The organism is Rhodococcus sp. 05-340-2 (assembly GCF_002258915.1).
Classification (GTDB): Bacteria; Actinomycetota; Actinomycetes; order Mycobacteriales; family Mycobacteriaceae; genus Rhodococcoides.
This window is the reverse complement of the sequence record NZ_NOYU01000036.1, coordinates 195,765-215,183: the sequence shown is the minus strand read 5'-3', so window position 1 is coordinate 215,183 and position 19,419 is coordinate 195,765. Positions and strand designations below refer to the sequence as shown.

The following is a 19,419-nucleotide window of genomic DNA, read 5'->3' as shown; positions in this document are numbered from 1 at the left end:
GTCCATATCTGCGCAACCGAACGATACGAAGGAGAACGCGATGATCGAACATGTGCTTGCCGTGGTGGCGGTGCGCGATATCGACTCGGCACGAGAGTGGTACGAGAAGCTGTTCGACCGCCGGGCCGACAACAATCCGATGGCGAGTCTGGTGGAGTGGCGGCTGGCGTCCGCTGCGTGGCTGCAAGTGACCGTGGATCCCGAGCGGGCAGGCTCGTCGTTGTTCAACGTTGCCGTCGAAGACATCGAGGTGTTCGTCGATGCCGCTCGTTCCCGCGGAATCGACTTCGGCAATATCGTCGATGCGAACAAAGGGGTCAGACTGTCCACGGCCTCCGATCCGGACGGCAACTCCATCACTGCGATCGGCGGCTTTCGCGAGCACTACTGATCGAGCGGTTGCCGTTCTCGTACGGGATGTAACGACGAACCCCGTCGATGCGACATGGTGAACGGAAATGCGACCGACCGGTTCGAATAGAACGAGACGGTTGCTTCCGGTCTCGCGGGTGACATCTCGGCCGCGACATCGACGCCTCTCGTGACCCGAACGGACCCTCGACATGACCAGCGCCTACCCGCCACCCTTCCAGCGACCGGCACTCGAGCCACTGACGCCTCGCCGACCCCTGTTCGGAAAGGTATTCGCTTGGGGCGCAATTGTTTTCGGTGCATTCTTTCTGATCGGGGCAGTGTTCTCGTTCGAGTTCGGAGCGCTACTCGTCGGAGCGTTGCTGGTCGGCAGCGGAGTCGTGTACCTGCGCTCGTCACCCGCGCGGGGCCGCAAGGTCTGGGCCGTACCTGCCATCGCCATCCTCCCCGCACTGTTCGTGATGGGGCTGACCACCACGACCGAGCCCGAGACCACGACCGCCATCGCACCGGTCGCGGCCGTGCCTGCGTTGCCGACCGTCACGACGACCACCGCGCCGCCGTCGACAACCACACCGGCCCCGACCACCACCACCGCAGCCCCGACGACCGAAACAGTGGCGGCCATCGTCGAGATACCGACGACGACGGAATACGTCCCGCTGCCCGAGCCCGCGTACATCCCGGAGCCCGTCTACACGCCGGAGCCGGTGTACACACCCGAGCCCGTCTACACCGCCCCCGCGCCGTTGGCCGCAGTGCCGTCCGCTGTCTCGTACGCCAATTGCGATGCGGTCCGTGCGGCGGGTGCAGCCCCGATCTACGCCGGGGATCCGGGTTACAGCACCAAGCTGGACCGGGACAAGGATGGCGTCGGCTGCGAGAACTGACCAGTCACCCCACCAACCGCCGCGTCAGGCTCGCGACTTCGCGGGAGTAGGCGACCAGCATGACGAGGTCGACCGACGGCCGGGCAGCTTCGACTGCCACGACCTGCTGGGTGACTGCATCGTGCATCGGCCATCCGTAGGAGCCACCGGAAATCAGGGGAAACGCGATGGACTTCAGGTTCATCGACGCTGCCAGCGCCAGACTTCGGGCATAACAGAGTCGCAGCAGCTCAGATCTGTCCTCGTGCGGGGAGTAGCGCGGGCCGACGGTGTGGATGACATGGCCTGCTCGAAGTCGGCCCGCGGTCGTGGCGACGGCTGCGCCGATGTCGAGGCCGTGGGGCAGGGTGGTGGCCCGGAGAGCCTTGCATTCTGCGAGGATCTCCGGCCCGCCGGCTCGGTGGATGGCACCGTCCACTCTCCCGCCGCCGAGCAATCGCGTATTGGCGGCATTGACGATCGCATCTGCGGCCACGTCCGTGATATCGCCCTGCACGACGTCGATGATCGTCATGAAAGCCCTTTCTTTGCAATGATGTTCGAGGTGATTCGGTCGAGATCGTCGGCGCGCAACCCTGGGTAGCCGTGGACGATGTCGCGCCATTCGCTCGGCACCGCCGATGCGCCCCAACGCGCTCCGAGGAGTCCTCCGGCTATGGCCGCCGTGGTGTCGGTATCACCGCCGGCGCGGACACACAGTTCGAGAGCGGCAGGCAGTGGCCGCTCCGCGTCGGCAGATCGATGGATTGCCCACCACGCCGTCTGCAGAGCGTGGACCACCCAGCCGTTGTTCGGGAAATCGGACGGCTGCCCCTCCTGCGCCTGACGAAGCAGGGGCTGCCAGAACTCGCGGACGTCGGCCTCGGCCTCGTTCAGAAATTCGCACACCCCGCCGTACGTACCGTGACGAACCGCGAATCGAATTGCGTGACTCCACATTCGGCACGCTTGACCGGCGCGGGGGTCGGCGTGGGTGAGGGCACTGATCCGCTCCGCTGCATCTCGGCATCCAGCCGGGTCGTCGAGGTAGGCCAAGGCAATCGGTGCCGTTCGCATCAATGATCCGTTGCCGCCGGTTCTCCCTGCCAACGACGCCGCCACCGCAGTCATGTCGGCACCACTGCTCTCGCAGCGGTCGCGCAGTGGTGCCGACATGACTGCGCGACCGCTGCGAGAGCACGAGCCGGGTCTGATTTCCCACATCCGGAGGGTCCTGGTCGAACCAGTCGCGAAACTGCTCGGCGACCTCGTCCACGTCACCGCCCTGCTCGAGTGCACGCGCGACGCAGAGCGCCATCGAGGTGTCGTCGGTCCATTCCCCCCGGGGCCCAGTCGAATGCACCGCCGCCGATCATGGCGATGGCCGTTTCGTTCGAGGGATATCCGAATTCGTATCCTGCGCCCAACGCGTCGCCCACGGCAGTTCCGAGCAGAACGCCCCGCGCCCGATCCTGCTCGATGACTGTCAGTTCCACGACTCCCCCTTAGATCGATGTTGCGCTAACCATAGATCAGATTCGCGCTAAGATGCAAGACATGACGTGGCGAGACCGAGACGGCAACACTCTGACCGACTATCCACGCCCCTCCGTAGCAGTCGATGTCGCAGTACTGACCGCCCGCGAGCGTCGACTGCAGGTAGTCGTCGTTCCGTCGGAGCGCGGCCCTGCGCTACCGGGCACGTTCCTTCGACCGTCGGAGACTCTCGCCGACGCGGCAGACCGCGCGTTGAGGACGAAGGCAGACCTGACCGATCTCACTTTCCATCAGTTGAGGATGTTCGACGGCCCCGACCGCGACGACCGCGGATGGGTACTGTCCATGGCGCACAGCGCTGCGATAGCGGCTCGATCGCTTTCTCCCACAACCGTTTCGATGCCGATCGAGGACTCCAGGCCGGTGTCACCGATGGCCTTCGACCACGGCGACATGGTGTCCGAAGCAGTTCGCGACCTCCGTGATCGTTACGCGCACGAGGTCGATCCAGCACTGTTGACGGACGCGGAATTCACCCTCCTCGAACTTCGCGAGCTGTACGAGATCGTGTTCGACCGCCCTCTACCGAAAGACACGTTCCGACGCCACGTACTGGGGTCACTACAGGGGACAGGCACCACCTCGACTGCAGGCGGCGGCCGCCCCGCAGAGCTGTATCGCCGTGCATCGAATCCAGCCCTTCCTGCGTCTGCGGGCTCGTTCCTTCTTCGCTGAGGGCACGGATCGACGAAACCGGACATGCCAACAGATAAGCTGGGCGTCATGGGATCGAAGCGGCCTGCCAACCGCGGACAGAAACGTGCAGAAAAGACCAAGGCCCGGCAACGGCGTCACCAGCAATCCCGACCGGCCCCGACCGGTGCCGTCACCGAACGCATCGCCGATCTGATCGACGGTTTCGTCGAATGGCTCGACGAGAGCGAGATGTCGGAACAATCGGAAGCGATCTCCCGGCTCGTGTCGTCGACACTGACCCAACTTGCCGGTGCTCGTCAGGGCTTCTCCCCCAGCGCCTGGCTTCCCGCCGATGCACATCTGCTGGTCGATGCGGCCGAACGCATCCTGCAGGAGGAATCCGACACTGCGGAGGACACCGCGGTCAATCTCGTTCTCACCTCGCTGCAGTACCTGACATTCCTCGATGAAACCGACCTCTGGGACGGCAGCCCCGAGGACTACGCGCACTGCATGGAGGATCTCTCGGACTTCCTCGAGGGCGACGAGCCCGACATGCTCGACGCCGACGACATCGACCTGCCCGATGTTTCCCTGGCCCAGGAACTCGCCGCGATCTCGGCGCTGCCGCTGCTGCCTGCCCTCGACGACATCGTCGCGCGCGTCGCCGATGGATTGGCGGTGGGCGACAACGCGGATCTGCAGCGCGCCGTCGGCTCGGCCCCGCTCGATCCCGCCCGGCTCGATGCGGGTGCCGCGGCCGACTACTGGTCGACAGCCATCGCCACCGAATTGATTCGCATCGACGGAGACACCGCCAGGCCGGGAGACAATGCGCATTCGCTGGCCGGCCGTGGCGCCGAGACCGTGCACGAGCTGGTGGCCGAGCACGTGCGCGTGCAGCTGTCGGGAGATGCCGACGACCCCGATGTGTCACGGTCGCTGGCCAACACCTTCGCCGTGCAGACGCTCTTGGCCGCGATGACCGACGAGCTGCCGATCAACAACGAGGGTGAGGACTACGCCGAGCTCGAAGGTGAGGATCTGCGTACGGCGCAGCTGATCGACCACCGCGTTCGATCCCTCATCGAGCAGGGCATCCTCGTCAGGATCGAGGAGGTACTCGCCGTTCCGCACGCGTTGCGCCCGGCGGTGCTGGACGGTGTGGCCGAGGCGCAGCCGTTCGGTGTGATCGACGAGGAGTCGCAGGACGACCCGCTCTACGGCTCGGTCGGGGATCCGGCGTCGTCGTGACAGCCCCCGCGAGCGCCGAGACCGTGTCGGTGGTCGCCGCTAGCGTCACCGACTGTGCGTTACGTCAACGCGATCTGGGTAAGGAGCCGACATGAGCGATTCACTCGAGTTCGACTTCGACGTCGACGCTGCCTGGATGCAGTTTCAGCGCAAGCTCGGCGACTACGTCTGCGCGATGCGCGACGGTGATGCGCTGGTGATCGAGTCGCGATACGACACCACCGACGGCGTGCCGGACACCGCCGCCTGCGTGCAGTTCTACGCCTGGGATCTCGACATGGTCCGCTGCGAAATTCCGGCGAACGAGCACCTGCACAGTAGCCGCGAGATCACCGATGAGCAGCGAGAAGCGCTGAGCCAGTTGGGATTTCGCGCGACAGTCGATTCCGAACCCACGGCACCGCACGTGGACCGCAATCGCTCGTGGTCCGATGATCTGGCGAAGAAGACCGTGGCGGTGTTCCGCGACATCTGGGGCCTGCCCCACCCGTCCTTCCTTGGCTCACGCGCCACCGGTCGGTACGACGTCCCGAGTTTCGACGCCTCCGCGCCCGAGGCCGATACGACCGTCGTCCCATTGTGTGTGCAACCGAAGGGCAAGGAACACCTACAGCAACTCGTCGATCGCGCCCTCGAACCATGGTTCGGTTTTCCGCCGGACCACGATCCGGACGGTGACATCCCCCTACGGTTCGTGAACGGCACCGCGTACGTGTCGGTCAAACCCACCGAACCTGTCGTCGAGATCAATTCGACGCTGGTGCACGCCGTGTCGGGGCGAACCCGCGCAGCCGAGTTGCTGGTCGATCTCAATCTGCAGCTTCCCGACGTGATGCTGCACCTGGTTCAGGACTGCATCGTCGCGCAGGTGCGGGTGAGCGGGTCACCCTTCGTCGCGGATCACCTGCTGTGGGCAGTGCGAATGCTCAGTCACGTTTGGGAGCAGGTCGACGAGAAATTCGCCGAGGATTTCGGCGGCGCACTCGGGGAACCGACGCCGCCGCCGATCGACACGGACGACTTTCCGGCCGGACTGCTCGAATTGGTCGAGCTCGTCGATCGGTCCGAGGAATCCCTGGACCTCGACACCGTCCTCGGATGTTGCTCCTCCGATCGCGATGTCGTCGTCTCCTACCTGCGCATCAGCGCGGAGCAGGAGGCGTCGTGGCGCGGTATGGCGGTCGCTGCAGATCTCGGCGACGAGCACTGCGACGTCGACGAGGCAGATCGAGAGGCCGGCAAGTGGGGCCGCGCCGTGGCTGCTCTGCGAGAGGTACTGCGCAGCACACCCGACCAGGTCACGCCGGTGGTCGATCCGTCGGCGATCCAGTTGCAGCTGTTCGAGACCGACGAGGTGGCAGAGGTATCCGACGAGCGTTCGGACGAACAGTAGACGTCAGCCGAACAGGATTTTTCCCACGCGCTTCCCTTTCGTGTTAACTGGGGTTACATTAACTCTATGTTCGCACCTCGTTTGGAGAAGCCATGACACTGACGACAGGCACGACGTCCGTTTCGGTCGACACCGACGCCACGGACGAACAGCAGTACATCGAGACACTCACCCTGCTGTCCGAGGGTTCTGTGCACAAGCACTTCGATCCGTACGTCGACATCGACTGGGAGTCCGAGAAGTTCGCGGTGCCCGCGAACGATCCCCGCTGGGTACTCCCTGCCAAGACGGACCCGATCGGTGGCCACGCCTGGTACCGAGCACTTCCGCTCGACAAGCAGATCGAGATCGGCATGTGGCGTCAGGCCAATGTCGCCAAGGTCGGCCTTCAGTTCGAGAACATCCTGATCCGCGGCATGATGCAGTACGTCTTCTCGCTGCCCAACGGCTCCGCCGAGGCACGCTACTGCACCCACGAATCCATCGAAGAGTGCAACCACACCCTGATGTTCCAGGAGATGGTCAACCGCGTCGATTCCGACGCCCCAGGCATGAGCCGGCCCATGAAGATGCTCTCGCCGTTCATCCCCCTGTTTGCCACGCTCCTACCCGAGTTGTTCTTCGTCGGCGTTCTCGCAGGCGAGGAGCCGATCGATCACATTCAGAAGTCCGTCCTGCGGTCCGGTGAAGAAATCCACCCGATCATGCAGAGCGTCATGGCGATTCACGTAGCCGAGGAAGCGCGGCACATCTCCTTCGCGCATCAGTTGCTGCGTCGTCGCGTTCCCAAGATGTCCAAGGCCGGGCGCTTCCTGCTCTCGCTGGCCTTCCCGGTCACGATGCGCATCCTGTGCGACGTCATCGTCATTCCGCCGAAGAAGTTCTGGACGAAGTTCGACATCCCGAAGCAGGTGAAGAAGGACCTGTTCTGGGGCACCGAGGAATCCCAGCACGCGTTGCAGGATTACTTCGGAGATGTGCGCATGCTGGCCACCGACACCGGGATGATGAATCGCGCCGCTCGCCTGATGTGGAAGCTGTGCGGAATCGACGGCAAGGCCTCACGTTTCCGTAGCGAGCCCGACCGCAGCTCCAGCCAGTTCGCCGCATAGCTCTCTCGCCGCTCAGCCATTCTTGCCACTGCCGTCAGGAACCCCTCATGCCCCACGTCGTCACCCAGTCATGTTGCAGCGACGCATCGTGCGTCTTCGCGTGTCCCGTCAACTGCATTCATCCCACTCCCGACGAGCCGGACTTCCTGACGGCGGAGATGTTGCACATCGACCCGCAATCGTGTGTCGACTGCGGCGCGTGCGTGTCGGCCTGCCCCGTCGATGCCATTGTGCCGCAGGCGAAACTGACCGAGGCGCAACTGCCGTTCCTGACGATCAATGCGGATTTCTACAAGCAGGAGCGCCCACCCCGGCCCATCTTGGCCCCGGTCACCCCGGCAGCCTCGGTGTCGAGGGATCGCCAGCCGCTCCGAGTCGCTATCGTCGGATCCGGCCCGTCGGCCATGTATGCGGCGGATGAACTGCTCACTCAGCCGGGCGTGAACGTCGATGTCTACGACCGGCTTCCGCAACCACATGGTCTCGCTCGACTCGGCGTCGCACCCGATCATCAGAAGACCCGTCAGGTATCCCGACTGTTCGAAACGATCTCCGCGCAAGAGGGATTCACTTACCACCTCGGCGTGGAGGTCGGCAAGGACGTCACCCACGACGAGTTGTTGGACACCCACCACGCCGTGATCTACGCAGTCGGTGCATCATCGGATCGCGAGCTCCGCATTCCGGGAGCCGAATTGCCTGGGCGCAGTTCGGCAACCGACTTCGTCGCCTGGTACAACGGCCACCCCGATCACGCGCACCGCACGTTCGACCTCTCGCACGAACGCGCCGTCATCGTCGGTAACGGCAACGTCGCCCTCGACGTCGCCCGTATTCTGACGATGAATCCGGATGCGCTCGCCCAGACAGACATCGCGCCGTATGCGTTGGACGCCCTGCGCCACAGCGCAGTTCGCGAAGTGGTCATCGTCGGCCGACGCGGTGTGGCACAGTCCGCGTTCACCGTGCCCGAGTTCGCCGGATTGCTGACCGTCCCCGATATCGACCTGGCCATCGACCGCAGCGAACTCGCGCTCGATCCGGTCACCGTCCGACTCGCAGCGACCGACGACCTACCCCACGCCGTGGCTCAGAAACTGCAATTGCTTCGCCACGTCGACGAATCACCCGACCACAGCGACGGCCGCAAGAGAATCACTCTGCGCTACCTTCTCTCCCCCACCAGGATCCTCGGCACCGATCGCGTGACGGGTATCGAGTTCGACCGAATGGGCCTGTCCGCGGACGGCGACGACGTGGTCCGCAGCACCCCGACCGGTGACGTCGACAGCCTCGAGGCCGGACTCGTCCTCACGTCCATCGGCTACCGCGGTGTCGCGCTCCCCGGAGTTCCGTTCGACGACCTGGCCGGCATCATTCCCAACACCGGCGGCCGCGTGTTGCAGGAATCCGGTGGGCAGACGTCGATCGGCAGCTACGTCACCGGTTGGATCAAGCGCGGCCCCTCGGGATTCATCGGCACGAACAAGTCCTGCGCCCAGGAAACCGTCGGCCATCTGGTCGACGACTTCAACGCCGGCCGCCTGACGGATCCGATCGAGCTGCCCAGCACCTGGCCGACCGGGGCGAACCGAGGCACGCTGCGACGCTCCAGGGAAATGCTTTCCGCGCTCCGCCGCTCCTGACCGATGGCTCACCCCCGGTTGGGATCACTACGCCTTTCGGTCGCCCTGAGTGCAATAACACTGCACTCGTCCGGAGGGTGTCAAGGTTGAAGCGTCTACTATCGGGGTAGCTACAGTCATCGGCCACCGATTCGCGGCGGGCCAACACCTCGAGGAGCACGAGATGCCGGCCCTGCGACGCATCTTCACCAGGACTGCTGTCCCAATTGTCGGTATCGCTGTGGCGTTGGTGTGCGCGGCACCTGCTCAGGCTCTGCCGACACCCGGCGACCTCTCCGATGTTCCGGCCCGAACCTCGTTGTCGTACGAACACATCCCGACGGGGACCTACGTGGGCAGCGCCGACGACAACTCCGCGCGCCCGGGATTGTCGACGGTCAAGCTCTACATGGCCGATTACGTCGTACGCTTCGGCGACGGTTCGCCCAGAGACCTCGACCTGGCCGCCAGGATGGTCCAGGTCAGCGACGACGGTGCCGCATCCACGCTCGACAACAAATACCCACAGGCCATCTCGGCGACCGCCGCAGAATATGGGCTCACCTCGACCTCGCGGGGCGGTTTCTGGGGCAACTCGTCCACGAGCACAGCCGACACCGTGCGATTCCTGGCGGCGAAGACGCGCACCGATCCCGCCAGCCCCGTCCTCGCCTGGATGAACACCGCGGCTCCTGTGGCACGCGATGGAATGGTTCAGGACTGGGGCACCGAGCAGTTGCCCGGCGTGACCGGGACCAAGTGGGGATGGGCCGACGACCGATCGAGTGTGGTCGCGTCCGCGTCGATCGGCGATGACTTCGTCATTGCATCCAATACATACGGACCGACCCGATCCAACACCGACGACGTCATGGCGGGGCTCGGCGGCATCGAGCTGACGGCACCGCCCACCGCCATTGCTGTTCCGAATCTTCCCGTGATTCCCGGTCTGCCGTCGGTCGAAGAACTGCTGCAGATGCTCGCTCCTCGCTGACACGTTCGAATATCTGTCGGACCCCTCCCCTACTCTGCGATTCACCGAACAGTTCGGTGACCACACCGGGGGACGTGGAGGGGGACGACGATGAGTCGTATCGATTTGGACAGTATTTTCAAGTACTCGCACGCGACACACGTGCGGCAGGATGCCGACCCGAGCGAATTGCTCGACAGCGGAATCGGTTTCGCCCAACTCGGATCAGTCGGGAAAGACAGGGTCCGGCTGGTTGCGGAACGCTTGGCCGCTGTCGACGAGCAACAGAGTCGGCCGGTTCACAATCGCGCAGCGCGAACACTCGACGAGGCTCTCGACACTGCTTTCGAGAATGGTTGGCAGCCGGCCGAACTGGTTCATGTCACACTTCAGTGTGCCGGAGGCGACGGCGCGGCGATCATGGGCGAGGCCATCGGCTCACACGCGGCGCGAAGTTCGGCGGAGCGCCTCGCTCCGGATTCCTGGCGAGATCAGTTGTCCGAGCTGCACGTCGAGTACGCAGGGGGCACGACCGCCGATCGCCTCGAGCGGTGGCGTTCGTACAACCGACGATCGTCGGCGCAGTCCTGGTACACCCTGCTGCTCGTACTCGGTTGTTCGACGTGGCTGTTGCCCCTAGAGAAGCTCCTGCCCCCTCCGGCTCGATGGACCTCACAGTCGGCAGCGACCGGCCCCGGACAAACCACGGACTCGAAGATGCTCGGCAGAATACGAGGGCTGCTGGCCAAAGCCGAGTCGACTCAATTCCCCGCTGAGGCCGAGGCATTATCGGCCAAGGCCCAGGATCTGATGACCCGCTACGCGATCGACAGCGCGCTTCTCGATGCGGGAAACCCTCGCAGCCTGATCGACGATGTCGTCACTCGACGCATCATGGTGAGCAATCCGTACTCCAAAGCCAAACTGCTTCTGCTGCACTGCGTATGTCGCGCAAATGGTGCCAGAACACTGTGGAAGAAGAAGTACTTGCTGGCCACCGTCATCGGCATGCCCGTCGATCTCGACCTGTGTGAGCTCATCTACACCTCGCTTCTCGTGCAATCGGCTCGCGCACTCGACGAGGTGGCCGATTCGCCGGCTTCGCGGACACGCAGCTTCCGCAACGCATTCTTGATCGCATACGCCCACCGCATCGGCGAACGACTGCAGGACGCACGCACGCGAGCTACTGCGGCGGCAACTCAGCAACACGGTCCTGCACTGGTGCCCATCTTGGCGCAACGAACCGATGCCGTGGACCGGGCGTTCGCGGCACGGCATCCGGCGACGAGAACGATAAGGTTCGGCAGCGACAATGCGGCGGGATCGTATGCGGGCCGAGCCGCCGCCGAACGCGCGGACCTTACCGGTGGGCGCGAACGTCTCGACAAATCCGATCCGGCCTCGTGAGTGCGCGCTACATTGACTGCCATGACCGGTCTCGATACTCCCTTGACGCCCCTTCGCTTCCTCGAACGCGCAGCGGAGGTCCACCCCCACAAGACCGCCGTGGTGGACGGGACCAGGACATTCACCTACGAGCAGTTCGCTGCCGACGTCACCCGGCTCGCGCACGCACTGCGCGCGTCGGGTGTCGGCCACGGAGATCGAGTGGCCTACATCGCGTCCAACTCTGCAGAGCTGTTGTTCGCGCACTACGCGGTTCCACTGGCCGGTGCCGTTCTGGTCGCGATCAACACCAGACTGTCGCCCGCCGAGGTTCGCTACATCTGCGATCACTCCGGTTCGGTTCTGCTGGTGGGTGATTCGGACCTGCTGACCGGACTCGGAACGGATCCGATCGCCGATTCGGTCCGTGAGATCGTGGAGACACCCGCCGCCGACGGCTCGTACGCAACGCTGCCGCACACCACTCGATACGACGCCTTCCTCGAGCGAGGCTCCGAGAATTCACTGGAGTGGGAGGTCGACGACGAGACCTCGACCATCACGATCAACTACACCTCGGGTACCACCGGTCGCCCAAAGGGGGTGATGTACACCCACCGCGGCGCGTACCTCAATTCGCTGGGAGAACTGCACCACCAGGGGTTCGGCATCGACACTCGCTATCTGTGGACGCTGCCGATGTTCCACTGCAACGGATGGTGCACCACCTGGGCGGTCACGGCCGCGTCAGGCACGCACGTCTGCCTTCGCGGTGTCCGCGGAGACGCGATCTGGTCGGCGATCGACGACGGCGTCGACCACCTCGCCGGCGCACCGACCGTGCTGACCACTCTTGCCACTGCAGCGCAAGCACATTCACTGGATCGCCCCCTGACCATCGTCACGGCCGGAGCTCCCCCGAGCCCGACGATCATCGGCAAGATTCGCGCGTTGGGGGCAACGCTCGTGCACGTCTACGGACTCACCGAGACCTACGGCCCGTACTCGGTGTGCGAGGCGAAGCAGGAGTGGCTCGAACTGGACGGCGACGAGCAGGCTCGACGCTTGGCTCGGCAGGGAGTCGGCATGCTCACGGCCGATCGCTTGCGCGTGGTACGCGAGAAGTCCGGCCCGGGTGGAGCACTGATCGACGTCGAACCCGACGGCGTCGAAATGGGTGAGATCGTCATGCGCGGCAACAACGTCATGAAGGGGTACTACGACGACGCCGCCGGTACGACACAGGCCTTCGCGGGCGGCTGGTTCCATTCCGGAGACCTCGGGGTCATGCATCCCGACGGCTATGTCCAACTACTGGATCGCGCCAAGGATGTCGTCATTTCCGGCGGCGAGAACATCTCGACGATCGAGGTCGAACAGGCACTTGCCAGCCATCCAGCAGTCGCCGATGTGGCGGTGATCGGGGTGCCGGACGACAAGTGGGGCGAGCGACCGAAGGCATTCGTGGTGCTGGTGCCGGGCGCGGAAGCGTCGGAGGCAGACCTCGTAGCGCACGTGAAATCTGCCATCGCCTCCTACAAGGCCCCGCGTGCCGTCGAATTCATCGTCGAGTTGCCGAAGACATCCACCGGCAAGATCAGGAAGAAGGAGCTGCGCGACGCCGAGTGGGGCACATCCACGTCGAAGATCAACGGGTAGCCCACGGCGTCAGGCCATCTGGACGCCGGCGATTTCGGTGACCCCGCCCTTGCCGTCGAACGACAGCTGCCGAAAGGCCACCTTCTCCACGAAGAACCTGTCGTGGCTCACCAGAATCACCGCACCGGGAAACGCCATCAGGGCACGCTCGAGAACCTGGGTGCTCTGCAGGTCGAGGTGGTTGGTGGGCTCGTCGAGCACGATCACGCCTGCGCCGAACAGCAGACACTGCGCCAGAGCAACTCGTGCCTTCTGTCCTCCTGACAGAACGCCGATCTTCGATTTGAGATCCATCTCGGAGAACTGCAGCAGTGTCAGGAACCGATGGACTTCCTTCTTGGTCGCCGTCAGTGCGAGGCTGCCCGGCATCGCGTTGACCGAATGCGACACGGTGTCATCGAGATCGAGATCGGCCAGCACCTGGTTGTAGTAGATGAACGACGGTGCCTTGGTCTTCCACTTGATCTTGCCGCTGTCCGGTTGCTCGGCACCGACCAGGATGTCGACGAGGGTTGTCTTGCCGCATCCGTTCGGTCCGGTGATGGCGATGCGGTCCCCGCGATGCACGGTGAACGAGATGTTCTCGAAGAGTCGTTGCTCGCCATAGCTTTTGGAGATTCCGGTGATCTCGGCCAGGTTGTCGTGCACGTGCAGTCCGCCGTAGATCGCGGTGACCACCGTGTCGACCGGACGCGGACTCTTGCTCTTCTTGATGTTCGCGAGCCGACGCTTGAGCACCCCGCTGGGATTCTTCACTGCTTCCTTGCGATCGCTGATCGCTTCTTGCTCGTAGGCCAGCAGCTGTTGTTCGTTGCTGAACTCACGTTCGAGATTCTTGAGTCGAAACTGCTTCTGCTGAACGTATTCCGAGTAGCTACCGTCGTACGTCTGCAGGTGATGGTTCTCGATTTCGACGATGCTGGTGACGACCTGCTCGAGGAATGCGCGGTCGTGCGAGACAACGAGAAGCGCACCGCGGAAATCTCGTAGCCAACGTTCGAGCCACGCGATTCCGGCAACATCGAGGAAGTTCGTCGGCTCGTCGAGGAGCAGGACGTCCGGGGCCTCGATGAGGATTTTGGCCAACGCTGCGCGGTTGCGCCAACCACCGGACAGTCGATCGACGGGGAGCTCACGTCGTTCGGCGTTGAACCCGAGCATCGACAGCACAGTGTCGATCTGTTGGTGATAGGTCCAGCCGCCACTGTTCTCCATGGCGTCGAGTAGCTCGGCTTGGCGATCGACGAGCTTGTACATCTGCTTCTCGTCCAGGTCGCCCCCGAGTGCGGCTTCGACCTCGGCCAATTCGACCTCGACCGCGTGGACAGCGACGAAGAGAGATTCGAGCTCCGCTTGGATGCTGCGATCGCCGTCGAGTTCCGAGAACTGCGAGAAGTACCCGATTCGTGCGCCCTCGGTGACATCGACCGTTCCCGTATCGGGAGTCTCACGTCCGAGAAGAAGCTGAAGCAGGGTGGTCTTGCCCGTGCCGTTGCGTCCGATCAGACCGATGCGATCACCGTCGGCGAGACGAAAGAACACCTCGCGCAACATCACCTTCTGGTCGTAGCCCTTGGCAACGTCGTTCAAGCGGATCCAGCTCAAGTGTTCACTTCTCCTGAAAACACGGGTCCGCAGAGTCGTCGAACCGGGCCAGCTCACTGTAGCCGGGCTGGGGCGGCGACTCCGAGCCACAGATCAGGTCGACTCCCACAACCACAGGTAGTAGTCCAGACGCTCACGGTCGAGGTCGATGCCGTACGCGTCCAAGAATGCCTCGCAATAGTCGCGGCCGTAGTTGTATTCGGTGCTCCAGATCGCTGGTGCCAGGTCTGCCCACCGATCGGCGACGCCCATCGTGCCCATATCGACGTGAGCTGCCCAGGATCCCTCATCGGCGATCAGGGTGTTCGGCATGCAGGCGTCGCCATGGCACACGACGAGCCTGTCGATCGACGGCGATTCGACTGGCAACTCGCGATCGCCGACCCGTGAGACCACCGACCAATCGAACGGGCACTGCCCGGCGGGGACGGAATCGTGGAATGCCCGAAGGCCGGTTGCCGCCGCTCGAACTGCGACAGCCGGATCGGCCATCCAGCGATCCGCCACCGCGTTCTCCCAGGGCAGAGCAGCGGTCACCAACCACGAACCCGAATCGTCCGAACCGACCGCGAGGACCTGCGGCACCGGGCTGTACCGAATCGCCCACTTCAGACGTCGTGCCTCCTCCTCCAGATCTATCGAGGTTTCGGCCGGCGTCCATTTGACGTACCGCGCGCCTCTCCGAGACGAAACGTCAACCCGCCCAATTCATTCGACCACACCGGCTCGACGTCTTCGGGTCCCGCCAACTCTCGCACCACGGTCGGGATCAGGACGTCACCATCGGGCACACTCATCGGTTCGTGATGTTCGCGAGAGAATCGACGGGCGGCGACACCACCACGGGATCGCGACCCGACCACAGATCCAGTACCGCCTTGGGTCGCGCCAGCAACTCTCGCGCGTAGTTGCGCACTACCGCAAGGGTATTGCAGTCGACGCACTCCGCCGTGACTCCGTCGACGTCGAGGTCCATGTCCTCACACAACGCAACTGCTCGCGACACATGGAGGGGTTGGCTGATGATCAGTCCTCGTTCGACCCCGAAGGTCTCCTTCGCCCGCGCGCAGGTGTCGTAGGTATCGATGCCGTGATCGTCTCCGATGATCACGGCAGGATCGATTCCGTGCTCGATCAGGTAATCGGTCATCGCTTGAATCTCGTTGCCGGAGTTGCCGTCTGCGTCACCGGACACCAGAATCGCCTTGATCTTTCCCGCCGCCATCAACGCGATCGCAGTGTCGAGACGTCCGGAGAGAAACCGCATCGGCTTGCCGTCGCGCACCTGTGCACCCAGGACAATGGCCACGGGCGCGTCCGGTGCATCGTCGACGTCGTAGACCTTCCCCGCCGTCGCATAGGCCACCCAACCGGCCGATCCCAGAACGACGGCAACCAGGGCGGCGACCACCGCACAGACGGCACGAACGAGTCGTCCGGCCATTGCTCGGGGCTTCGATTCGGTACTCATGATCTCGTTTCGTCGACGACAAGAACCTCAAACTAACCCACGAAGGTGGAGTCGGATCGACACCGCAGCGGACCCATACCGATTCCACAGTGAACCCTCATAGCCGCCCTGCTCGGCTGCGCAGTTCCACGGCGGAGTAGCGTTCGGTCAGTGAATCCGCTGCTGACCTCTCGACGGTATGTCGACTTGCGTCTGCAAGCCAGCGCTACCTGTTGATGGTTCTCCAGACCTCAACCCCCTGAAATTCGGCCCATCGGCCGACGAGCATTTCTGTCGTCCATCCCTGGCGACACCTCTCCTTTTCGAAAGGCATATCCATGTCTGCGCCCAGCGCTACCCGAACGCGCCGTGTCCCTACCTGGGCAACCGCTTTCGGTCCACAAATCGTTGCCGGACTCGTCCTCGGAGTCGTATTCGGACTCATCGCGCGATCCATGCCCGACGCCGCCGACGGCAACGACAACTGGTTGGTCGGCACCCTGTCGACCATCGGTTCGAGCTACGTCAAACTTCTCACCGTCGCGGTGATCCCGCTGGTCTTCACGGCCATCGTCAGCTCTATCGCCAACCTCCGTGAAGTCACGAATGCCGCCCGTCTGGCGATTCAGACGCTGTGGTGGTTCGCCGTCACGGCATTCATCGCCGTCATCATCGGCATCGTGATCGGGTTGGTCGCTCAGCCCGGCTCCCGTACCAGCGCCGGAGCCGACTCGGCAGGAGATCCGTCGAGCGTCGGGTCGTGGTGGTCGTTCCTCACCGGACTGGTACCGAACAACTTCTTGGCACTCGGCGCGAAAACCACCGTCGCCGAAAGCGGTACCGCAACCACATCACTGAGCTTCAACATCTTGCAGTTGCTGGTCATTGCCGCTGCCATCGGCATCGCTGCGCTCAAGGTCGGCAAGAAGGCCGAACCGTTCCTCGCGTTCAACGCGTCGCTGTTGGCCATCGTGCAGAAGGTGTTGTGGTGGATCATTCGCCTGGCACCGATCGGCACCGCCGCACTCATCGGCAACGCGGTGGCGACCTACGGCTGGGACGCGATCGGCTCGCTCGGCGTGTTCACGGTGTCGATCTATGTCGGTCTGGCCGTGGTGTTCTTCGTGGTGTATCCGGTGATCGTTCGCGCCCATGGACTTTCGGTGCGCAACTTCTATTCGGGAGTGTGGCCTGCCACCCAGCTGGGCTTCGTCTCGCGTTCGTCGATCGGAACCCTGCCCCTCACCGAGCGCGTCACCGAACGCAACCTCGGAGTCCCTCGCGAGTACGCGTCGTTCGCGGTACCACTCGGGGCGACGACCAAGATGGATGGTTGCGCGGCAATCTATCCCGCGATCGCGGCACTCTTCGTGGCTCAGTTCTACGGCATCGATCTCACCATCACCGACTACCTGCTGATCATCGTGGTGTCCGTGATCGGTTCTGCCGCAACGGCAGGAACAACAGGTGCGACGGTGATGCTCACCCTCACGCTGTCCACCCTCGGATTGCCGTTGGCCGGCGTCGGTCTGCTGCTCGCAGTGGAGCCGATCGTGGACATGGGCCGCACCGCGGTCAACGTCACCGGTCAGGCTTTGGTGCCGACCATCGTCGCCAAGCGCGAAGGAATCCTCGACCTCGAGCGCTACAACGCTCCGCGGAACGGCGACCCCTTCGTCGACGAGGAAGCGGAAGTGGAACTGGCCCGCTAGCAGCGTGTTTCGAACGATCGATCCCGACGACCGAGCAACTGGGTCGTCGGGATCTGTCGTCTATTTCGGCGGGGACAGCGCCTCTACAGTGGCCGCGGTCGCGGTATCCGTCGCCTCGACACTCGCGAAATAGTGTTGAAAGAACTCCCGCATCGTCTTGATGATCTCGATCTGCCTTGTGATCGCGAAGCGGGCGGAGCCCTCGTCGCCAACCGCAAGACGATGAAACTTCGCTTGAAGCTGTTGAGCTGAGTCCAAATCGCCCCAGGACTGCGGCCACGCGAGGGAAGTCGTCATTTCCAGCATTCGGTCGAGCTTCGTCAAATACTCGGCGCAAACAGCGTCACAGCTCGCGGCGACTCCTGATTCGACGTCGAGTTCGCCTGCCACCGCCTGATCTAGAAGTCCACGCCAGTGCACGAGATTATTGTTCAGCCCGTACTGCTCCATCGTTTTCAGCGTCCCATCTATGCCGGAAAGAACGGTTCTAAGTCAACTGCATGTCGATTGACCTCGGCGCACGGTTCACCCTCCAGGTCGCGTGAACCCTTCTTTTGGAGGTCGAGCACGATCAGACCATTGCCTGTATCCAGAGCGACTGCGCAACCGAGGAACTGCATTTCGTCGGCATGGCTCAGTTGAGTCGCGCTGCGCCCGGACAGCTTCAAGTCGACGCCGCGAACGAACGAGGGGCTGAGCAGCAGTTCGTCGATGGACTCCAACGACGACAAGACTGCAACGTAGTACCAGCTGTTCAGCGCGGCCCCATCCCAGGTGCAGCCCTTCCAGCCGGGATACGTCGTGATTCCCGCGAAGTCCGGTCGCTCGGTGCTGACGTCCAACCCACTTGCAGTCACTGCAGATTTGGGGATGGTACAGGGATCGAATGGCTCCGGGCCGGCTGCCACCGTCGTCGATGCCGAGGTGTCTTCACTGGCGGCGGGTGTTCCCTGCGTCGAGCCCGCGCAACCCGTCAGCACCAGAGCCGAAGCACCGACCACAGCAAACCGCAGCCCACCTACTACCCGCATTCGTTCGACCTCTCGACACAGACGTCACTGAAAGGTTGGACGCGACGCGAGTGCAATCGGTTCCCTATACGGGCTGCGAGGCCTTGATCTCCTGAGACTCGAGCGAGGCGACACTCCTACGTTCTGCTGCCCACACCCACAGAGCGAGTGAAATCAGCGCGACCACTTCGGCGACGACGAGCACCCGCTCCACGTACCCGAGTGTGACGACGCGATACCAAGGACGCGAGCCGGTTACTCCCACAGCCAACGCGTACACGATGGGCATCAGCGTCACGACCGACAGCATGCTCAGGCCCAGCGTGATTCGTGCGCGAACCGCCCACACGCCGTCGCGAATCCACGGGCGAGAGAACGCAAAGACGGCTATCGGGATGCTGACGAACGCCACCGCTGCCCCGAGCCGGTGAATTGTTCCTCCGAGGCTCAGCGACGCGTCGTTCGACCAATCCTGCTTCGGCACAGCAACGACGGCGACCAGTCCGACGGTCCAGAGCATCAGGCAGATCGAGGCGACAGAAGCAGGCCGGGTCAGGCGATGCCGAATCGCAGACGCAAGCGTGAGCGCCGAACCGAATGCGAGCAGAAGCACGCCGATGGTGAACACCCACTGCTGCGCGCCGAGTCCGTACTCGCTGATCGTTCGTCGCAGATGGGAGGGCGTCTGCCATGCGGTGTGCAGATCGAGAACCAGCACCACGAGTGCGCCCACAACGATCGACAGTGCGCCGATCATGGCCGATCGAATCTGCACCCTGGCACTCCTCTCGGACGACGTCGTT

At 63.6% G+C, this 19,419-nt stretch carries 19 protein-coding genes and 2 pseudogenes; 11 read left to right on the top strand and 10 right to left on the bottom strand.

All coding sequences use genetic code 11. The features are described 5' to 3' along the window. The first annotated feature begins 40 nt into the window (after positions 1-40). Together CH271_RS22460 and CH271_RS29425 are read left to right on the top strand one after the other, a co-directional pair. A complete protein-coding gene (locus CH271_RS22460) occupies positions 41-391 on the top strand; it encodes a VOC family protein (RefSeq protein WP_037191017.1) in 351 nt (116 codons plus the stop codon). Between the two features lie 172 nt (positions 392-563). Next, positions 564-1,262 carry an excalibur calcium-binding domain-containing protein gene (locus tag CH271_RS29425; RefSeq protein ID WP_094634891.1) on the top strand — a complete coding sequence of 233 codons (699 nt, stop codon included), beginning with the start codon at positions 564-566 and terminating at the stop codon, positions 1,260-1,262. 4 nt (positions 1,263-1,266) lie between these two features. On the opposite strand, the gene CH271_RS22450 is transcribed toward CH271_RS29425, so the two are convergent. The 4 genes and pseudogenes from CH271_RS22450 to CH271_RS29645 form a co-directional block, all read right to left on the bottom strand. Beyond that, positions 1,267-1,776, bottom strand: coding sequence for an O-acetyl-ADP-ribose deacetylase (locus CH271_RS22450; protein ID WP_094634890.1), 510 nt, complete (start codon positions 1,774-1,776; stop codon positions 1,267-1,269). Beyond that, the gene (locus tag CH271_RS22445; protein ID WP_373453586.1) at positions 1,773-2,417 is read right to left on the bottom strand and encodes an ADP-ribosylglycohydrolase family protein; all 645 of its coding nucleotides are present in this window, start codon (positions 2,415-2,417) and stop codon (positions 1,773-1,775) included. The genes CH271_RS22450 and CH271_RS22445 overlap by 4 nt, the downstream gene beginning before the upstream one ends. Positions 2,418-2,445: 28 nt before the next feature. Next, positions 2,446-2,559 (bottom strand): annotated as a pseudogene (locus tag CH271_RS29650) (ADP-ribosylglycohydrolase family protein); the annotation flags it as partial. Next, complete coding sequence (locus CH271_RS29645; protein ID WP_373453587.1) at positions 2,519-2,737, bottom strand: ADP-ribosylglycohydrolase family protein; 219 nt, start codon at positions 2,735-2,737, stop codon at positions 2,519-2,521. The gene CH271_RS29645 and the pseudogene CH271_RS29650, both read right to left, overlap by 41 nt. A gap of 61 nt (positions 2,738-2,798) precedes the next feature. On the opposite strand from CH271_RS29645, the gene CH271_RS22440 reads away from it, so the two are divergent. From CH271_RS22440 to CH271_RS22405, 8 genes are all read left to right on the top strand, one after another. Next, complete coding sequence (locus CH271_RS22440; protein ID WP_256986504.1) at positions 2,799-3,473, top strand: NUDIX hydrolase; 675 nt, start codon at positions 2,799-2,801, stop codon at positions 3,471-3,473. A 24-nt stretch (positions 3,474-3,497) separates the two neighbouring features. Next, positions 3,498-4,688, top strand: a complete 1,191-nt coding sequence (locus CH271_RS22435) for a hypothetical protein (RefSeq protein WP_141217055.1) — start codon at positions 3,498-3,500, stop codon at positions 4,686-4,688. Between the two features lie 91 nt (positions 4,689-4,779). Then, the gene (locus tag CH271_RS22430; RefSeq protein ID WP_094634887.1) at positions 4,780-6,081 is read left to right on the top strand and encodes a T3SS (YopN, CesT) and YbjN peptide-binding chaperone 1; all 1,302 of its coding nucleotides are present in this window, start codon (positions 4,780-4,782) and stop codon (positions 6,079-6,081) included. Between the two features lie 92 nt (positions 6,082-6,173). Continuing rightward, the gene (locus CH271_RS22425) at positions 6,174-7,193 is read left to right on the top strand and encodes an AurF N-oxygenase family protein (RefSeq protein ID WP_094634886.1); all 1,020 of its coding nucleotides are present in this window, start codon (positions 6,174-6,176) and stop codon (positions 7,191-7,193) included. A 47-nt stretch (positions 7,194-7,240) separates the two neighbouring features. Next, on the top strand, positions 7,241-8,839 hold the full coding sequence (locus CH271_RS22420; protein ID WP_094634885.1) for an FAD-dependent oxidoreductase: 1,599 nt from the start codon (positions 7,241-7,243) through the stop codon (positions 8,837-8,839). A 163-nt stretch (positions 8,840-9,002) separates the two neighbouring features. After that, complete coding sequence (locus CH271_RS22415) at positions 9,003-9,812, top strand: hypothetical protein (protein ID WP_094634884.1); 810 nt, start codon at positions 9,003-9,005, stop codon at positions 9,810-9,812. A gap of 90 nt (positions 9,813-9,902) precedes the next feature. Next, on the top strand, positions 9,903-11,201 hold the full coding sequence (locus CH271_RS22410; RefSeq protein ID WP_094634883.1) for a DUF2786 domain-containing protein: 1,299 nt from the start codon (positions 9,903-9,905) through the stop codon (positions 11,199-11,201). A 21-nt stretch (positions 11,202-11,222) separates the two neighbouring features. Beyond that, complete coding sequence (locus CH271_RS22405; protein ID WP_094634882.1) at positions 11,223-12,839, top strand: AMP-binding protein; 1,617 nt, start codon at positions 11,223-11,225, stop codon at positions 12,837-12,839. Positions 12,840-12,848: 9 nt separating this feature from the next. Here the strand turns inward: CH271_RS22405 and CH271_RS22400 are convergent, their stop codons facing one another. The 3 genes and pseudogenes from CH271_RS22400 to CH271_RS22390 form a co-directional block, all read right to left on the bottom strand. Next, the gene (locus CH271_RS22400) at positions 12,849-14,444 is read right to left on the bottom strand and encodes an ABC-F family ATP-binding cassette domain-containing protein (RefSeq protein ID WP_170945964.1); all 1,596 of its coding nucleotides are present in this window, start codon (positions 14,442-14,444) and stop codon (positions 12,849-12,851) included. Positions 14,445-14,537: 93 nt separating this feature from the next. Continuing rightward, positions 14,538-15,241: pseudogene (locus tag CH271_RS22395) on the bottom strand (phosphotransferase). Further along, positions 15,238-15,915, bottom strand: a complete 678-nt coding sequence (locus CH271_RS22390; protein ID WP_094634881.1) for a SanA/YdcF family protein — start codon at positions 15,913-15,915, stop codon at positions 15,238-15,240. The pseudogene CH271_RS22395 and the gene CH271_RS22390 overlap by 4 nt, the downstream one beginning before the upstream one ends. Positions 15,916-16,232: 317 nt before the next feature. On the opposite strand from CH271_RS22390, the gene CH271_RS22385 reads away from it, so the two are divergent. Further along, positions 16,233-17,606: a dicarboxylate/amino acid:cation symporter gene (locus CH271_RS22385; RefSeq protein ID WP_094634880.1), complete on the top strand. Its 1,374-nt coding sequence runs from the start codon at positions 16,233-16,235 to the stop codon at positions 17,604-17,606. A 60-nt stretch (positions 17,607-17,666) separates the two neighbouring features. Here the strand turns inward: CH271_RS22385 and CH271_RS22380 are convergent, their stop codons facing one another. From CH271_RS22380 to CH271_RS22370, 3 genes are all read right to left on the bottom strand, one after another. Further along, a complete protein-coding gene (locus tag CH271_RS22380; protein WP_094634879.1) occupies positions 17,667-18,056 on the bottom strand; it encodes a hypothetical protein in 390 nt (129 codons plus the stop codon). A gap of 17 nt (positions 18,057-18,073) precedes the next feature. Then, positions 18,074-18,637, bottom strand: a complete 564-nt coding sequence (locus CH271_RS22375; RefSeq protein WP_094634878.1) for a DUF3558 domain-containing protein — start codon at positions 18,635-18,637, stop codon at positions 18,074-18,076. A 64-nt stretch (positions 18,638-18,701) separates the two neighbouring features. Continuing rightward, on the bottom strand, positions 18,702-19,391 hold the full coding sequence (locus CH271_RS22370; RefSeq protein ID WP_252342099.1) for a DUF998 domain-containing protein: 690 nt from the start codon (positions 19,389-19,391) through the stop codon (positions 18,702-18,704). Between the last annotated feature and the right edge of the window lie 28 nt (positions 19,392-19,419).

What these genes read in the sequence shown, in the direction of transcription:
- CH271_RS22410 (WP_094634883.1), top strand. Translation starts at nt 9,903, where the DNA reads ATGAGTCGTATCGATTTGGACAGTATTTTCAAGTACTCGCACGCGACA.
- CH271_RS22415 (WP_094634884.1), top strand. Translation starts at nt 9,003, where the DNA reads ATGCCGGCCCTGCGACGCATCTTCACCAGGACTGCTGTCCCAATTGTC.
- CH271_RS29425 (WP_094634891.1), top strand. Translation starts at nt 564, where the DNA reads ATGACCAGCGCCTACCCGCCACCCTTCCAGCGACCGGCACTCGAGCCA.
- CH271_RS22390 (WP_094634881.1), bottom strand. Translation starts at nt 15,915, where the DNA reads ATGAGTACCGAATCGAAGCCCCGAGCAATGGCCGGACGACTCGTTCGT.
- CH271_RS22385 (WP_094634880.1), top strand. Translation starts at nt 16,233, where the DNA reads ATGTCTGCGCCCAGCGCTACCCGAACGCGCCGTGTCCCTACCTGGGCA.
- CH271_RS22460 (WP_037191017.1), top strand. Translation starts at nt 41, where the DNA reads ATGATCGAACATGTGCTTGCCGTGGTGGCGGTGCGCGATATCGACTCG.
- CH271_RS22450 (WP_094634890.1), bottom strand. Translation starts at nt 1,776, where the DNA reads ATGACGATCATCGACGTCGTGCAGGGCGATATCACGGACGTGGCCGCA.
- CH271_RS22375 (WP_094634878.1), bottom strand. Translation starts at nt 18,637, where the DNA reads ATGCGGGTAGTAGGTGGGCTGCGGTTTGCTGTGGTCGGTGCTTCGGCT.
- CH271_RS22435 (WP_141217055.1), top strand. Translation starts at nt 3,498, where the DNA reads ATGCCAACAGATAAGCTGGGCGTCATGGGATCGAAGCGGCCTGCCAAC.
- CH271_RS22425 (WP_094634886.1), top strand. Translation starts at nt 6,174, where the DNA reads ATGACACTGACGACAGGCACGACGTCCGTTTCGGTCGACACCGACGCC.
- CH271_RS22430 (WP_094634887.1), top strand. Translation starts at nt 4,780, where the DNA reads ATGAGCGATTCACTCGAGTTCGACTTCGACGTCGACGCTGCCTGGATG.
- CH271_RS22380 (WP_094634879.1), bottom strand. Translation starts at nt 18,056, where the DNA reads ATGGAGCAGTACGGGCTGAACAATAATCTCGTGCACTGGCGTGGACTT.
- CH271_RS22405 (WP_094634882.1), top strand. Translation starts at nt 11,223, where the DNA reads ATGACCGGTCTCGATACTCCCTTGACGCCCCTTCGCTTCCTCGAACGC.
- CH271_RS22445 (WP_373453586.1), bottom strand. Translation starts at nt 2,417, where the DNA reads ATGTCGGCACCACTGCGCGACCGCTGCGAGAGCAGTGGTGCCGACATG.
- CH271_RS22420 (WP_094634885.1), top strand. Translation starts at nt 7,241, where the DNA reads ATGCCCCACGTCGTCACCCAGTCATGTTGCAGCGACGCATCGTGCGTC.
- CH271_RS22440 (WP_256986504.1), top strand. Translation starts at nt 2,799, where the DNA reads ATGACGTGGCGAGACCGAGACGGCAACACTCTGACCGACTATCCACGC.